14 protein-coding genes are annotated in these 15,561 nt (G+C 60.1%); 10 read left to right on the top strand and 4 right to left on the bottom strand.

What is annotated here, in order from left to right:
- The first annotated feature begins 1 nt into the window (after position 1).
- The 4 genes from ENTCL_RS11885 (at position 2) to ENTCL_RS11870 (ending at position 3,602) form a co-directional block, all read left to right on the top strand.
- Complete coding sequence (locus ENTCL_RS11885; RefSeq protein WP_013366373.1) at positions 2 to 943, top strand: ABC transporter permease; 942 nt, start codon at positions 2 to 4, stop codon at positions 941 to 943.
- Positions 933 to 1,739: an ABC transporter permease gene (locus tag ENTCL_RS11880; protein ID WP_013366372.1), complete on the top strand. Its 807-nt coding sequence runs from the start codon at positions 933 to 935 to the stop codon at positions 1,737 to 1,739. Before ENTCL_RS11885 ends, ENTCL_RS11880 begins: the two co-directional genes overlap by 11 nt.
- Before the next feature lie 19 nt (positions 1,740 to 1,758).
- Positions 1,759 to 3,186 carry an aminobutyraldehyde dehydrogenase gene (gene patD, locus ENTCL_RS11875; protein ID WP_013366371.1) on the top strand — a complete coding sequence of 476 codons (1,428 nt, stop codon included), beginning with the start codon at positions 1,759 to 1,761 and terminating at the stop codon, positions 3,184 to 3,186.
- A 170-nt stretch (positions 3,187 to 3,356) separates the two neighbouring features.
- Positions 3,357 to 3,602 (top strand): membrane lipoprotein lipid attachment site-containing protein, encoded by a 246-nt coding sequence (locus tag ENTCL_RS11870; protein WP_013366370.1) that lies wholly within the window; start codon positions 3,357 to 3,359, stop codon positions 3,600 to 3,602.
- A gap of 22 nt (positions 3,603 to 3,624) precedes the next feature.
- On the opposite strand, the gene yncL is transcribed toward ENTCL_RS11870, so the two are convergent.
- Entirely contained in the window at positions 3,625 to 3,717 is a 93-nt protein-coding gene (gene yncL, locus ENTCL_RS22970) for a stress response membrane protein YncL (protein WP_013366369.1), read from the bottom strand.
- Positions 3,718 to 3,896: 179 nt separating this feature from the next.
- Between yncL and ENTCL_RS22965 the strand changes: the two genes are divergently transcribed.
- Positions 3,897 to 4,070, top strand: coding sequence for a GhoT/OrtT family toxin (locus ENTCL_RS22965; RefSeq protein ID WP_013366368.1), 174 nt, complete (start codon positions 3,897 to 3,899; stop codon positions 4,068 to 4,070).
- A gap of 67 nt (positions 4,071 to 4,137) precedes the next feature.
- The gene (locus ENTCL_RS11865; protein ID WP_013366367.1) at positions 4,138 to 4,896 is read left to right on the top strand and encodes an alpha/beta fold hydrolase; all 759 of its coding nucleotides are present in this window, start codon (positions 4,138 to 4,140) and stop codon (positions 4,894 to 4,896) included.
- A gap of 37 nt (positions 4,897 to 4,933) precedes the next feature.
- On the opposite strand, the gene ENTCL_RS11860 is transcribed toward ENTCL_RS11865, so the two are convergent.
- From ENTCL_RS11860 to ENTCL_RS11850, 3 genes are read right to left on the bottom strand one after another with little or no spacing between them, the layout of a single operon-like run.
- A complete protein-coding gene (locus ENTCL_RS11860; RefSeq protein WP_013366366.1) occupies positions 4,934 to 7,075 on the bottom strand; it encodes a virulence factor SrfC family protein in 2,142 nt (713 codons plus the stop codon).
- On the bottom strand, positions 7,072 to 10,053 hold the full coding sequence (locus tag ENTCL_RS11855; protein WP_013366365.1) for a virulence factor SrfB: 2,982 nt from the start codon (positions 10,051 to 10,053) through the stop codon (positions 7,072 to 7,074). Before ENTCL_RS11855 ends, ENTCL_RS11860 begins: the two co-directional genes overlap by 4 nt.
- Positions 10,054 to 10,055: 2 nt before the next feature.
- The gene (locus ENTCL_RS11850) at positions 10,056 to 11,399 is read right to left on the bottom strand and encodes an SrfA family protein (RefSeq protein ID WP_013366364.1); all 1,344 of its coding nucleotides are present in this window, start codon (positions 11,397 to 11,399) and stop codon (positions 10,056 to 10,058) included.
- A 257-nt stretch (positions 11,400 to 11,656) separates the two neighbouring features.
- On the opposite strand from ENTCL_RS11850, the gene ENTCL_RS11845 reads away from it, so the two are divergent.
- The 4 genes from ENTCL_RS11845 (at position 11,657) to ENTCL_RS11830 (ending at position 15,318) form a co-directional block, all read left to right on the top strand.
- Positions 11,657 to 13,255 carry an ABC transporter substrate-binding protein gene (locus tag ENTCL_RS11845; RefSeq protein WP_013366363.1) on the top strand — a complete coding sequence of 533 codons (1,599 nt, stop codon included), beginning with the start codon at positions 11,657 to 11,659 and terminating at the stop codon, positions 13,253 to 13,255.
- A 9-nt stretch (positions 13,256 to 13,264) separates the two neighbouring features.
- Positions 13,265 to 13,498 (top strand): YdcY family protein, encoded by a 234-nt coding sequence (locus tag ENTCL_RS11840; RefSeq protein WP_013366362.1) that lies wholly within the window; start codon positions 13,265 to 13,267, stop codon positions 13,496 to 13,498.
- Between the two features lie 897 nt (positions 13,499 to 14,395).
- On the top strand, positions 14,396 to 14,845 hold the full coding sequence (locus ENTCL_RS11835) for a hypothetical protein (RefSeq protein WP_013366361.1): 450 nt from the start codon (positions 14,396 to 14,398) through the stop codon (positions 14,843 to 14,845).
- Positions 14,842 to 15,318 carry a hypothetical protein gene (locus ENTCL_RS11830; protein WP_013366360.1) on the top strand — a complete coding sequence of 159 codons (477 nt, stop codon included), beginning with the start codon at positions 14,842 to 14,844 and terminating at the stop codon, positions 15,316 to 15,318. The genes ENTCL_RS11835 and ENTCL_RS11830 overlap by 4 nt, the downstream gene beginning before the upstream one ends.
- Positions 15,319 to 15,561 lie beyond the last annotated feature (243 nt).

Raw genomic sequence — 15,561 nt, 5'->3', positions numbered from 1 at the left:
GATGGCGATGAGTATTGCACCGCTTCCTTCATCGGGCCGGGTCAGCCGCCTTTCGGGCCTGTTCTGGCGCAAACCGTCGCTCGGGCTGTTTCTGCTCTTACTCGGCCCGCTGATGTGGTTTGGCATCGTCTATTTCGGCTCGCTGCTGACGCTGCTGTGGCAGGGCTTTTATACCTTTGACGACTTCACCATGTCGGTGACGCCGGATTTAACCCTTGCCAACCTGAAGGCGCTGTTTAACCCCGCGAACTACGACATCATCGTGCGTACGCTGGTGATGGCGATTGCCGTCACTCTCGCCAGCGCGATTCTGGCGTTTCCGATGGCGTGGTATATGGCCCGCTACACCACCGGCAAATGGAAGGCGTTTTTCTATATCGCCGTCATGCTGCCGATGTGGGCGAGCTACATCGTCAAGGCCTACGCCTGGACGCTGCTGCTGGCGAAAGACGGGGTGGCGCAGTGGTTTTTGAGCCACATGGGGCTGGAGGGGCTGTTAAACCTGTTCCTGACGCTGCCCGCGGTAGGCGGCAATACGCTGTCGACCTCCGGGCTGGGGCGTTTTCTGGTGTTCGTCTATATCTGGCTGCCGTTTATGATCCTGCCGATTCAGGCGGCGCTGGAGCGTCTGCCGCCGTCGCTGCTGCAGGCGTCAGCGGACCTCGGCGCGTATCCGCATCAGACGTTTCGCTACGTGGTATTGCCGCTGGCGATCCCCGGCGTGGCGGCTGGGTCGATATTCACCTTTTCCCTGACGCTGGGCGATTTTATCGTCCCGCAGCTGGTGGGGCCGCCCGGGTACTTTATCGGCAACATGGTCTACTCGCAGCAGGGGGCTATCGGCAACATGCCGATGGCGGCGGCCTTTACCCTGGTGCCGATCGTGTTAATTGCCCTTTATCTGGCGTTTGTGAAGCGCCTGGGAGCGTTCGATGCACTCTGAACGAGCACCGTTGTTCCTGAAAATCGCGGCCTGGGGTGGGGTGATTTTCCTGCATTTCCCGCTGGCGATTATCGCTATCTATGCCTTTAACACCGAAGACGCCGCCTTCAGCTTTCCGCCGCAGGGGCTGACGCTGCACTGGTTTTCCGTAGCGGCGTCGCGCGGCGATATTCTTGATGCAGTGACGTTGTCACTTCAAATCGCGGCGCTGGCGACGGCCCTGGCGCTGGTGCTGGGAACGCTCGCCGCCGCCGCGCTCTGGCGCAGCGAGTTTTTTGGTAAAAATGCGATTTCGCTGCTGCTACTACTGCCGATCGCGCTGCCGGGGATCATCACCGGCCTCGCGTTGTTAACCGCGTTTAAGGCCATCAACCTTGAACCGGGGTTTTTCACCATCGTCGTCGGGCACGCAACCTTCTGTGTGGTGGTGGTTTTTAACAATGTGATTGCGCGCTTTCGGCGGACGTCCTGGAGCCTGGTGGAGGCTTCCATGGACCTGGGCGCCAACGGCTGGCAAACCTTCCGCCACGTAGTGCTGCCGAATCTCGGCTCGGCGCTGCTGGCGGGCGGCATGCTGGCGTTTGCGCTGTCGTTTGACGAAATTATCGTCACGACCTTTACCGCAGGGCACGAACGCACGCTGCCGCTGTGGTTGCTCAACCAGCTGGGCCGCCCGCGTGACGTTCCTGTCACTAACGTGGTGGCGCTGCTGGTGATGCTGGTAACGATGTTGCCAATTTTAGGGGCCTGGTGGCTGACCCGTGACGGCGAAACGGTCGCCGGTCACGGAAAATGAGACAATGATGGAGAAGGCTATGCAACACAACTTATTGATAAATGGTGAACTGGTTGCGGGTGAAGGTGAGAAGCAGCCTGTTTATAATCCGGCAACGGGCGAGGTGCTGGTGGAGATCCATGAAGCCACACCTGAACAGGTCGATGCCGCCGTCAGCGCGGCCGATCGCGCCTTCCAGCAGTGGGGGCAGAGCACGCCGAAAGCGCGTGCGGAGTGCCTGCTGAAGCTGGCGGATGTCATTGAGCAGAATGCGGAAGCCTTTGCCCGACTCGAATCGCTGAACTGCGGCAAGCCGCTGCACAGCGTGCTGAACGACGAGCTCCCGGCGATCGCCGACGTGTTCCGCTTCTTTGCCGGTGCGGCCCGCTGCCTCAACGGCCAGGCGGCGGGAGAATATCTCGAAGGGCATACCTCGATGATTCGCCGCGATCCGCTTGGCGTGGTGGCCTCTATCGCGCCGTGGAACTACCCGCTGATGATGGCCGCGTGGAAGCTGGCTCCGGCGCTGGCGGCGGGTAACTGCGTGGTCATGAAACCGTCAGAAATTACCCCGCTGACCGCGCTGAAGCTGGCCGAGCTGGCGAAAGACATCTTCCCGGCAGGGGTGGTGAACGTGCTGTTTGGCCGCGGGAAAACCGTCGGCGACCCGCTGACCGGCCATGAAAAAGTGCGCATGGTCTCGCTGACCGGCTCTATTGCCACCGGCGAGCACATCATTTCCCACACCGCGTCGTCCATCAAGCGCACCCATATGGAGCTTGGCGGTAAAGCGCCGGTGATCGTCTTTGACGACGCCGATATCGATGCGGTGGTGGAAGGTATCCGCACCTTCGGCTTCTACAACGCCGGGCAGGACTGTACGGCCGCCTGCCGACTCTACGCCCAGAAGGGGATTTACGACCAACTGGTGGAGAAACTGGGGGCGGCGGTCGCGAGCCTGAAGATGGGGGCGCCTGAGGATCAAAGCACCGAGCTTGGGCCGCTCAGCTCCGCCGCGCACCTCGCGCGCGTCAGCGATGCGGTAGAGAAGGCGAAAGCGCTGGGACACATTAAGGTCGTCACCGGCGGGCGCAAGGCCGACGGCAACGGCTATTATTACCAGCCGACGGTGCTGGCCGGCGCGCGTCAGCACGATGCGATTGTACAGCGTGAAGTGTTTGGCCCGGTGGTGAGCGTCACGTCGTTTGACGATGAGGCGCAGGTGCTGGCCTGGGCTAACGACTCTCAGTATGGTCTGGCCTCCTCGGTGTGGACCAAAGACGTTGGCCGCGCCCACCGTTTCTGCGCGCGCCTGCAGTACGGCTGCACCTGGGTTAACACCCACTTTGTGCTGGTCAGCGAAATGCCGCACGGCGGACAGAAGCTTTCCGGCTATGGCAAGGATATGTCGGTATACGGTCTTGAGGACTATACCGTGGTGCGCCACGTGATGATTAAGCACGGTTAAGGCGACGCGCCATTAACGCACTATGGCGTAACGGAAAATCCCCTCAGCGTTGAGGGGATTTTTTTATCTGCCGGCTGCTTTGTGATGTACATCACTTTTTGACTTTCCCCCTGACGCCGTGCGAGGATTGGCGACTTTCGCATTCCTGGTGAGAACGTCTGGTATTTAACATGAAGAAAGTGATTTGCGCCGTTGTCGCGCTGGCAGCATTGAGTGGTTGTACAAATTCTCCGGCGCACCGAATTGCCGAATGCCAGAAAAACGGCGGAACCAAGGACGACTGCGTAGCGGCCGAGTGGGCGTATGAAAAAGCGCATCCGCTGCCGAAGTATGACGCGTCGAATTATGATAATGCGGCCGCGCTTCAGGCGGCGTTTAACGCCAGTACCGCCCGCAGCAAAAGTACCGCCCAGTAACGTTATCGATGGCTCGTGGGGCTTAGAACCAGCCAAAGCGCATCGACAGTAGCCAGAGCAGCGCGATCGCCACGAGCAGATTAATCAGGACCACCGTTCTGCTGGAAACGTCCATTGTGCCTCCGGAGCAAATTAGCCTCTAATCATATAGATGGCAAAAATGGAAAACGCCAATACAGAGAGCAAAATTGCTGTAACGATCGCCAGAACTTACATTATTTATGTTAAAACTTGATGGAATTCAAAAAAAGTTGCATATTCCACACGTTTTTTGATTTCCTTGCAGGCTTTAGCATGACGCTGTACCAAAAGATGTTGGTTTTCTATGCCGTTATGGCAGTAATTTGTGCCTTTATTACCTGGTTCCTGACGAAAGAAAGTTTCTGTATCCGCCTGATTGCCACCGTACTGATTGGCGCCACCTGGCCGTTTAGCTTCCCCGTGGCGCTGCTGCTGTCGCTTTTCTGAACCGTATCCGGACTGGTTATTCGCCTCATCGTGCTGTATATAAATACAGTGATTAAGGAGGCGAATAATGAACGTTATGATCTCACGGGTTGCCGGCGCGGCGGTGCGCTGGCACGACTTGCCGGGCGACGGCGATCCGATTGTATTTATTCACGGGCTGGGATGCGCATCGTCCTACGAATATCCTCGTCTGGCGTCGGACCCGGCCCTGTCCGGACGCCGCGCGATTCTCATCGATCTGCCGGGCAGCGGCTTTAGCGACAAACCCGCTGATTACGACTACAGCACCAGCCATCAGGCCGAGGTCGTCGCGGAGGTCCTTACTCATCATGGCGTTAGCCGCTATTTCCTGTATGGCCATAGCATGGGCGGCAGCATCGCTATTGAGCTGGCGGAACGCGCCTGCGCGCAGGTCTTAGCCCTTGCGGTCTCGGAGCCTAATTTCCACGCGGGAGGCGGCGAGTTCAGCCGCCGGATCGTCGAACAAACTGAACGGGCGTTTGTGGACCGGGGATTCCGGCAGATGGTTGAGGCGGAAACCTCCGCGTGGAAAGGGTGCCTGCAAAATACGGCGCCATGGGCCGTGTGGCGGGGAGCAAGGAGCCTGGTAGAGGGAGTAACGCCCTCATGGTGGGCGCGTTTTGCTCAGCTGTCATGCCCCAAAGCGCTGATTGTCGGCGAGCGTTCCCTGCCGGACGCTGATGCGCAAAAGGCCGCTGCGGCGGGTATACCGCTGCATGCGATCGCCGATGCGGGGCATTCGATGTCGTGGGAAAACCCCTCTGCGCTTGCAGAAACGCTGGCGCACATTTTTACCCCCGGCTGAGGACAACCGGCGCACATTTCTGCGGCCGGTTGCCGTCTTAAAATAACGCGTTCAGCGCGGCGCGGGCGTCGTCGGGGATATCCAGCGGATGGCGGTAATCCGGCGCTTCGCAGGCCCGGGTGAAGAGGGCGACCAGCCAGTCGTAAACGTAGCGGGTTGCCGCGTGCGCCGGGTTTTCGCCAAGCTCCGTGAGGCGTTCGGTGCTGTGCGCGCTGGCGGCGAACAGCGTGCTACCTTTGGCTATCCGGCTGGCCGGTCGCGCCTGGGGCGGAACGCGGGTATAGCCCAGCCATGCCAGATAGTTGCTGATAATAGCGCGCAGCTGCGAGGCGCTGGCGCGCTCGTCCAGCATCACGGCCTGCAGCTGCTGGGGCAGCTCCAGGCGGTAGCTGGTGACGATTAAAATGTCCGCCAGCTGCTGTAGCGTCTGGGGGGCGACGCCATAGCGGCGGGCGTTATCCTCGCTGCGGCTCCACTGGCGCAAATAGCTGACCCACAGCGCATGGGCGGCAAAACCGCGATCCTGCTGCCCGGCGGCGTTGCGCGGGCTGTCGTCCGGCAGGGCGAACAGGTCCACGCTGTCGCTAAACAGCGCGCTGACTTTCTCTTCCCGCGGCGGCTGTGCCTGGCAGAGCTGCTCGAAATACTGCTGGGCGGGAAGAAGCCCTTCCAGCAGTTCGCCAAGCGTTGCCGCCTGTTTTTGCAGCTCGCGCACCACGCTTTCGGCCTGGGCGCGGCCGTGCGCGGCATCAGCGTTGGCCGGTGCTTTCCACGCCGACATCAGCCGCTGCGCCTGTTGCAGCAGCCGCGCGTCCTGCAGCTGCAGGCGGTTCTGACGCTGTGCCGGCACCGTCGCCTGCGACAGCCATTCGATCAGCCGCTGAAGGCTGCTGCTGTCCAGCGCCTGAAGCGTTCCCCAGCGCTGGCCGGGTTTGCCGATAAGCTGCTGCACCGCTTCATCCAGATTGCGTTTGTGTACGAAACGATCGTCCTGCGGGGTAATGGCCCACACCAGCCCGGGAAGCGCGCCGTCCTGCTGCGGCTGGGTATCGTCCACCCACTGCAGCAGCCGTCTGGCGGTGGCCGGGATCTGCGCCCGAACCGTCGCCGCGTTGCAGACGAGCAGCAGATCGGGCTGGCAGCGCTGGCGGTAGCTGTCGAGCAGCCAGTGGCATTTGCTGGCCCACAGCGGCGCGGCGTCGGTGGGTTCGGGCACCGGAATATCAATCAGGTCGACGTTATCCAGTACGCCGTTTTCAACCGGCAGCACCAGCTCGCGGGTCAGCAGGGCGAGGGCGTCTATCGGCAGGCTTACGGCGCTGAGCAGGTTTTCGCCCGCCAGCGGATGCGCCAGCACTTCGCCTTCCGGCGCATACTCCGGCGTCAGGAAACCTTCTGCAGGCAGGGCAAAACCGTCGACCAGCAGGCTGAGCGGCGCCGCCACTTCTCCCGCGTGTCCGCACTGCTGCAGGACGTGCGCCAGGGCGAGCCACTGGCGGGTCAGCTCCTGCTGCTCGCCCCACAGCAGCGCCCACGCACTGGCGCGCGCGCTGAGGTCGAGGCAGGGGATCAGCTGAATAAACTGCTGCCAGAGCGCATCATCAAACTGCTGCTGGCGCGTGGGAACCACCCCCTGCCAGAAGCGGGCCAGCGCGGCGACGTCCTCGCGGCTGACGCCCGCAGCGGGCTGTGACTGGCGCAGCGCCTGCCACGCATTCAGGCGCGCCACCACCACGGCCTTGTCCACCTGGCGAACCGCGCCCTGGCGCAGCGCGTGGGCGATAAACAGCTGCACCAGATCCGTTTCGCTCATCAGATGCAGGCGTAGCGGAAACGCGTCATCAGGCGCTGCGGCTTCGCGGGAAAAACGTAGCGCCATGCGGGTCAGCGCATGGCCGGGGTTGATATGGCTAAAATAGTCGAAGGTTTTATTCCCGGCGCGCACCATCAGCCGCCCCTGGCCGCTGGCGCATAATGCGCCAAGCAGATGCGCTTTCGCGCCCTGCGAGCAGCCGTACAGCGCAATGCTAACCGGTGCGCGCTGCGCCTGCTGTAGCGCCTGCTGCTGCGCGTTCAGCGCCTGCAGCCGGGTGAGCAGCGCGTCGGCATCGTTATCAAACAGCGCGGAGACCTGGCGGGTGGTCTGGGTCCAGTCGATGAATGTCTGTATGCGACTCATTTCAGATATACGCTCCCGCTATCAATCCAGTAGTGGCTGCCGCTGTGACGGCGGTCGGCCAGGGTGTTTAATTTCAGCGTCAGGGCATCCGGCGGCACCGGGGTGCCGTCCTGTAGCCAGGCATCGCTTAGCGTAAAGGCCTCCGGCCCTTCGCTACGGCTGCCGCCGGTCAACTGCAAACGAACCTGCAGCACGCCGTCGCCCGCGATGGCTTTTGCCACCTCCGGGGAGTTAATGCTCAGGGTGTACAGCGGCGTAGCCGGCCAGCGCGCGTTGGCCAGCTGACGGAAGCCGAGCGTGACGTTGCCGCGCAGCGGGAAGTGCAGTCTGGCATCGACTTTTGCCCCCGGCTTATCGAGATCGATACCGGCATACCAGACGTTTTCCTCGCGCAGGGTATTGACGGTGTTATCCAGCACCCCGAGATAGCGCACCGTGGAGTATGCCCCGATGTCGGCGGCTTTGAAGTTAAAGCGCGGCAGGCGGAGATCCAGCGCCAGGCTACAGAGCATCGCGCCGACGGCGGCGGTCGATTTCGGGTTGCCGATACGGCCCTGCTGGCTGAACGGATACCATTCATGTACGTGGTAGCTGTCCATCCACACCATGCGGTTAACGGGGACGGGCTGTAGGTAGCGGATCAGCGCCTGCACGCCGGGCAGACAGCCGGGGCGTCCGGTGACCAGCAGCACATCGCACTGATAGTGCGAGATGGCCTCGCAGACGGCGTGCAGCGGCGCGGCGATGGTAAATTCGCCTGCCAGCATGGCGTCGCGCAGTTCGTTGAAGCTCACCTGTAGCGGTACGGCCAGCAGGTCGAAGGGCTCAGAGCCCGCCGGAAGCGCGTGGCCAATGGCCTGGCCGACGTAGTTCATCACGTTACGAGTCGGCGCGTGCTTGAGCAGCTCGCCAAAGGTCGCGTGCAGCCCGGCCAGCGGATCGTTAATATCGCAGCGCTCCCAGGCGGCGAGAATGGCGTGGCCTATCGGCATAAACAGCTGCAGCGCCGTTTGCTGGCGCAGGACGGCCTGGGTATCAATACGCCCGGAGTCGCCGAACAGCGTCGCCATCAGCGCCGGGGCATCGGTAATGCCCGATTTTTGCAGCTGCGTTTGCAGCGCAGGCAGCACGCAGCGCTGGATAACGTCCAGCAGGATATCGTCGCCGGCAATTTTAAACCCTTCGCGGAACAGCAGCTGCGGCGTGATCTTAACATTGCTGCCAGTGCCGTCGTCGAGCTGATACTGGGTGATCGCCATATCGGTGGTGCCGCCGCCGAGGTCAACCGACGCCACGCGCAGCGCGCGTCCCGGCGCGACGGCATCCGCCGCCTGGCGGTCCGGGCGGGCGAGGGCGGCGAAGAAGGTTTCGGTCTGGCCGCCAAAATGCGACATCGCTTCGTTATACAGCCAGACGAGCTGTCCGCAGCTGGCCTCATCCCATTCCATATGAATGCGCGGCACCGGCACGACGCTTTTGTCCTGCTGCTTCGCGGTAACAAAATCGTCATCCTGCGGATGCCAGCCGAGGGATTTCCACACCAGGGCGATGGCTTCAAACATCCGGCGGCGGAAAATTTCCCGCTCCTGCTTCGGCATCGCCGAGGGGAGCGTCAGGATAAGCGTGCGCAGCTGGCGCGGCGAGGAGGGAAAGCCCAGACGCAGACGGGTGGCAACGCTGTTGATCTGCCCCAGCGCCTGCGCCAGTAGCTCGCACAGCATGTGGGTCATCAGCGTGCTGCGGCTGTACTGCGGTGAAAACACCGGCATGCGTTCGTCGAGCGGCAGCGTAAACAGCGGCTGGCCGTCGTCGTTCATCAGGTTGGTCAGCGGAAACGCGGTCGCCAGCGGTTCGCGCTGGGTACGGGCGTTCATCTGGCTGAAGCGCCAGTCCTGCACGGTGGGCGTTTCATCCCACAGGTAGCGGCGCGGGCTGGAGATCCCGCTGTTGCCTTCGGTGCCGAGGCGCTGGGTGGCAAGCTTGCGGGCCTCATCGCCGACGCGAACGATCGACGGCCAGACGAAAGCGTCTTCGCGGCCGCTCTCTACGGAGTAATGCTGTTTGCCAAAACGGGCTTCGGAGAACTCGAGGCGGCTGGTGAACAGCGGGGCGTTGAGGAACTGCGGTTCGCTGAGCGAGCGCACCTGCAGCTCGGCGGTCTGGCGCAGGCCGTCGTTGGCATCGCCATGATCTTCGATGATCACCCCGCAGGTGTGGCTGTTGCCGACGTCGAGAATTAAATCGACGGGGATCGCCGGTGTGCTCACCGTTTCGGTGACGATTTTTACTTCCGGCACCGACAGCTGCTCGCCCAGCAGCGCCAGCAGGTTGAGCCAGTGGCCCTGGTATTCAAAGCTGCGCAGCGCCTGGGCGATATCGCGTTCGCTACGGTTTTCCAGCTGGGCGGCGTGCTGGGTGAAAACCTCGCGCAGCCAGCCGTCGATCCAGGTCTGATCGAGGAAATCGGCGATTTCGTCGTCGCGCCAGGCCAGCGCAAAGCGCGTGCCGTTGAGCACGTCGTTTTCGCCGGGCGCCAGATGCGGCGGCAGGTTGCCGTGGATCTGGCTGTCCAGCGCGAGGGTCACGCGGTGGCTGTGGCCCGCGCTGTCCGGCTGTTCCAGCCGACGAATTTGCATCCGCGCCCAGTTATCTGGCCCCTCTACGAAGGTGCGCGGCGGGTTGAAGCGCAGAAAGGGCAACGGCAGCCACACGCCGTCGAGCAGGGCGAGCGAGTGGTCAAGCGACAGCGTGCTTTCCGGCTTGACCACCTCCGGCTGGCTGCCGTTTTCCGCAGGCAGAGTGTAGCGGCTGTTGACGATATCATAGTCCAGGCGCAGCAGCGGGCCGTTGGCGGTTTTGCGGACAAAACGGCCGCGGCTCAGCGCGTCCTGCGGCGTCAGGCCGAAATCAAGGAACTGCACCCCGCTGTTGGCGATAAGCGTCACGCTCTGTTGGTAGTCGCACAGTGTCACCAGCATGGTCAGGCTCCCACTTTTCTGAAGGTTAACGGTACGACGGTGTTGGCATCATAGCGTCCAGTGCATTCGGCAACATCGCTGGTGCCGGCTTTGCAGGAGATCTCCGGCATCGGGTAGCGCGAGCCGTCGCTACAGCGGGCGCTGCCGCGGCTTTTGATCATCAGCTCGCCGTTCTGGTGCAGGCCGGAGAAAATGTCAGCGCGGCAGACCACGTTGTCGCCGTGCACCAGGCGGGCGCTGCCTTTATTGTTCAGCAGCTGGTAGCGCAGCGACGGCGCTTTACCGGTGACCGGGTCTTTCACATCCACAATCACCCGCCAGCTGCCGTTCAGGAAGCGGGTGGTTCCGGCCCGCATTTGCCCGGCGTCCATCACCAGCGCATCTTTCGGGATAGCGGCAATCACGACCGGCTTGTTCTGCGTTTTCTCCTGCGGCTTTTCCTCAGCGCGCAGCGCGGAAACGCTCGCCTGATGCAGCGGCAGCGTGGTGGTCAGGGCGGGGACGGGCGGCGGCTGCAGAACCTCAGGCGGCTCAGCCTGGGCCGTGACGGGTGCAACGGGCGCCGCGCTCTGGCTCGTCCACAGCAGCGGCGCGGCGACGGCGGCGATCATCAGCGCGGCGGCCGGCAGGCTCCAGAGCGGTATCCGACGCTGACGCGCGGCCGCCGTGGTTTCGGCGGCGACGGGCGCAGGCGCGCTCTCAACGAGAACCGGCGCCTGCGGCGGCAGTTCCGGCTCGTCTTTCGGTTCGGCGATAACCTGTACCGGCGGCGCCAGCAGGGGTTCATCCGGCTGCGCCAGCGTGATTTTTGGCGCAGGCAGGGGATCGGCCTCTGGCTCTACGGCGACCAGTGGCGCATCGAGCGTGGTGGTCTGCAGGCAGGAGAAGCGATCGTCGCGGGCGCGCTCGTTCAGATTGACAAAGCCCCAGAAGGTGATGACCGGCTTTCCGTCGATCAGGAATACGTGGTTTTCACCGGGAAACTGCAGCGTTTTTTCCAGCAGCGCGCCAAACAGCTGCTGCGCGGTTTTATCCGACTGCAGGCATTTGCGGCTCAGGCTATCCGCGCCGTCGGCCAGCTTTTCCAGCATCCGGAGCGCGCGGTGGCGCTGGTCGTCATCCGCCGCTTTCCAGGACGTGACCTGACCTTCCACTGGCGCATACCAGTCAACGCGGTCGCCCTCGTCGTTGACCTGCGGTATCGCCAGACAATCCACCAGCGCCTGCTGTTTGCGCAGGCGCAGGGTTTCACGAATCTGCAGCGCGGAGGCAAACACGGCCTGACCGCCGCCGCCCACGGCCTGGAAATCATCCAGATCTCCGCTGCGCAATAACGTTTTCGCCACTTTCTTATCCCATCGACTTTTTCACGCCTCTACTCTACGAGATGCAGGCGGCGGCTAAACGGCGGAAGAGAGGGCAAAAACGGTAAATCCTCGCACTATTGAGCGCTTGCATTTTTTTAATGCGCCTAAGTGAAATTGCTGCTGATGACGCCAGTAATATTTTGTGATTCAGCATAACCTGATGACGATTGGTTATTTGCCAGCCTTTCGCGGCTGTGCTGTTATAACGGAATAATAAAACAGAAGGGCTTATAACGATGTTCGCAAGGAAAACCTATCTCGCGCTGGCGCTCAGCGCGCTGTTACCGGCAGGCGCCGCGATGGCGGCAGGTAACGATACTCTGATTTATTGCTCTGAGGCGTCGCCCGAATCCTTTAACCCGCAAATCGCCAGCTCCGGCCCGTCGTTTGTGGCAAGCTCCCAGACGCTGTATAACCGACTGATTACCTTTGATCCGGTGAAGAATACCCCGGTGCCGTCGCTGGCAACGGCGTGGACGATTTCCCCGGACGGTAAAACCTATACCTTTACCCTGCGTCAGGGCGTGAAGTTTAACAGCAATAAGTTCTTCACCCCGACCCGTGATTTTAACGCGGACGACGTTATTTTCTCCGTGATGCGTCAGAAAGACCCTAATCATCCGTACCATAAAGTGTCGCAGGGCAGTTACGAGTATTTTAACGACGTGGGCCTCGATAAGCTGATTAAAGACGTGAAGAAAATTGACGATTACCACGTTCAGTTTGAGCTTACCGAACCTAATGCCGCGTTTCTGGCCGACTGGGGCATGGATTTCGCCTCGATCCTCTCCGCCGAATATGCCGATGCGATGATGAAAAAAGGCACGCCGGAAAACGTCGATAACTGGCCTGTCGGCACCGGGCCGTATGTGCTGCAGCAGTACAAAACCGATTCGCAGATCCGCTATCTCGCCAACCCCCACTACTGGGAAGGCGACGTCCCGACCAAACACCTGATTTTTGCGATTACGCCGAACGTCGAAACCCGTCTGGCGAAATTGCAGACCAACGAGTGCCAGATTATTCCGGCGCCGTCTCCGGTGCAGTTCGACATCATCAACAAGAATAAAGACCTGACGCTGCACGCGGTAGAGGCGCTGAACGTCGGCTATCTGGCGTTTAATACCGAGAAAAAGCCGTTTGATAATGCGCTGGTGCGTCAGGCGCTGAACTACGCGACCGACAAGAAGGCGATTGTGAACGCCGTCTTTATGGGCTCCGGCACCGTGGCGAAATCGCCGCTGCCGCCAAACATGCTGGGCTATAAAAAGGATCTGCCGGACTACGGCTACGATCCGGAAAAAGCCAAAGCGCTGCTCCGCCAGGCTGGGGTAGCGGAGGGTACCGAAGTGACCCTGTGGTCGATGCCGGTACAGCGCCCGTATAACCCGAACTCGCGCCGCATCGCCGAGATGATCCAGAACGACTGGGCGAAAGTGGGCGTGAAGGCGAAAATCGTGACCTTCGAATGGGGCGAGTACCTGTCCGGCATGCGTAAAGGCGAGCACGATTCAGCGCTGTTCGGCTGGATGTCCGACAACGGCGACCCGGATAACTTTGCCGATACCCTGCTCGGCTGCAACAGCATTAAAACCGGATCGAACGCCGCGCGCTGGTGCGATAAGGGGTATGATGGTTTAGTCCAGAAAGCGAAGCTGACCAGCGACCCTGCTGCCCGCGCCAGGCTCTACGGCGAAGCGCAGGAGATTTTCTATCAGCAGGCGCCGTGGATTGCTCTGGCAAACGGGAAAACCTTCTACGCAACCCGCAGCAACGTCTCTGGCTTTAGCGTAAGCCTGATGGGCAGCGATTTTTCCAAAGCGAAGCTGAACTAAGGAGTCGGTATGTCACACCTGGATGACGTGATTGCCCGCGTTGACGCCGCGGTTGATGAAAGCGTGATTACGCATATGAATGAGCTGCTGATCGTCCTGAGCGACGATGCTGAGCTGAGCCGGGAAGACCGTTACGCTCAGCAGCAGCGTCTGCGCACCGCGATTGCCCATCACGGGCGTCAGCATAAGGAGGACGCCGAGGCGCGTCAGGAGCAGCTCACCAAAGGCGGCACGATCCTCTGAGGGTATCTTGATGCATAGCCGTTGAAGATAAAGACATAGCGGCATCGGTTATGCATTATAGGGTACTAATTTTTTCGGGGGTAAAGTAGGCGTAATCGCGCTTTACCCTTGCTATTGAGAGGAGTTGCAATGCGTAAAACAACATGGATTTTGATTGCGGTAGCGCTGCTAATGTTTGGTTATGAATACTTTACACGGTAGATGCTGATTTAACGCCCTGTCATCGATCGTCAAAACTGGCGTCTGGCGACCAGACAGGCGCCGATTCTTGTGTTGTTCTCCTTTTTTATCAATTGGATGTGTTGGTTTTTTCTTCCGATGTCATCATTTGCAGTTAAAAAAATAATCCTTATTTATCAAATGGATGTGAATGGTTTTGGGGAGGGAAAATTACCTCAAAAACCCTCGTTCTATGATTGTCACATTGTTTCGTAGCACAAAAGGCTAATTCAGCATCTAGGGTGATTTTCAAATTCTGTGGTTCCCTAAAAAAGAGCCGCCACGGATTGGATGGCTTGCTGGCGTGTAAGGTACCTCATGTCAGTGCCCCCCGTTCGTTGCCGTCATGGATTCGGAGCCGGGGAGTGCAAGGGAAACCGAACCTCCTGAGACCGGAGGCAACCCGCCCCCCATGTGAGAGTGATTGAGTTCGCGAAGGTCCATGGTTTGGGGGGCGCTATGCCTGGAGACGGTAGGGTTAGCCGTAAATGGGCGCATGTTTTGGATGAGCAGCCACTCAGACCGAAATCGATAGCGATCACCGTCAGCGCAGCTGAATTGTGCCTATTGGTTTTGGGGGGGAACTATACCCCCCAATCTCCGCTCCTCCCATCTGCGCCGCCACGCTCGCACTCACCCGCCGCACCACCAGAAAAAAATAAACCAACTCGTTAACATATGGCACTGGACACATCGAAACAAATCAAGGATGACCCGCAAGCCTGGGCTGAGTCTCGGCAAAAGCTCTCATACGCTGACGCCATAAAGCTGATGCGTGCAGCCGGGATAATCGCCAAGAAGCAAAACCGCATCAAGGCCGAACACTGGAAAGAACTGGAGGAGCTACAGCTACAGCAGGCCCGCGCACTATCGGTGATGAACATGCGCCACAACCTCGGCCTCATTGCGTCCAACCGGTCCCGCCTCTTGGCGCTGCTTCAGGCCTGCCTCGAAGACCCGGAGACCAAAGATTCCGCATTCGTCAGCCTGACGGCAACCTGGCACCGCATTGCTACTGCTCCGCTGTCCATCGCGGCAGAGGAAATCGAGAAGATTGTCGAGGATACGCTCTCAGACGACGAGCTTGAAAGGCTGCGCCAGCAGTACATCAAGGGCGGCATTGAATGAGCACGCAGGCTCGCCGCAACGACGTGCGCAAGCTGGCCCTGGCGATTTGTGAGGCCGGTGTGCGACCCGCTTCGTCAGCGAACGGCGCGTTTTACGCTGGTGCGTCCAACGGTTTTGTGCAGCCCGCAGAAACAACACCCATCGACACTAACGGATATGAGGAGAATTGGGGGCACACCATATGGGGGTGGTATGGCAACTACACGACCATGAGAACCGGGATTATGGTCGGGCAATTTTATTTTGCCAACTTCGCAATCACCCACGACGGTTACGCGGAATCATGGCAATTCCGCAGCTGCGGGCAATTTTGGGCTCCGGGGCTGATATTCCAGAACGGGGGGCAGCCAGTGACCGCGCTCAAGCAGGTTGAGAAAATGCTGGAGGTACACGCCACCGTCCTTCGCAGCGAAATAATGGCAGAGATAAGCCGCAGGCTGGATGCTGCCGGTATACCCCATATCCAAAATTAAACAATTAGAAGCACCGAAAGATTAATTAGTAATCATCGACCCGCGCAAAATGTGCGGGTTTATTTTGTAGAGTGCATGGAAATGAAAAAGAGATTTGTATTTGTAGTTGCCTTGAGTCTGTTTTCGGCGGGGCTGGGCGCCAAAGCGCTGAATTGTGTCAGCGAAGAGGGTGCTAGTCGTGCAGTCACTGTAAACGCCAAGTCGTTAGTGGTTAACGGGAAAACGTATAAACACGTGTACAGT

It is taken from the genome of [Enterobacter] lignolyticus SCF1 (genome assembly GCF_000164865.1).
In the GTDB taxonomy this organism is placed as follows: Bacteria; Pseudomonadota; Gammaproteobacteria; order Enterobacterales; family Enterobacteriaceae; genus Enterobacter_B; species Enterobacter_B lignolyticus.
The sequence above is the reverse complement of the archived record's forward strand: the minus strand, read 5'-3'. Positions and strand labels throughout refer to the sequence as shown.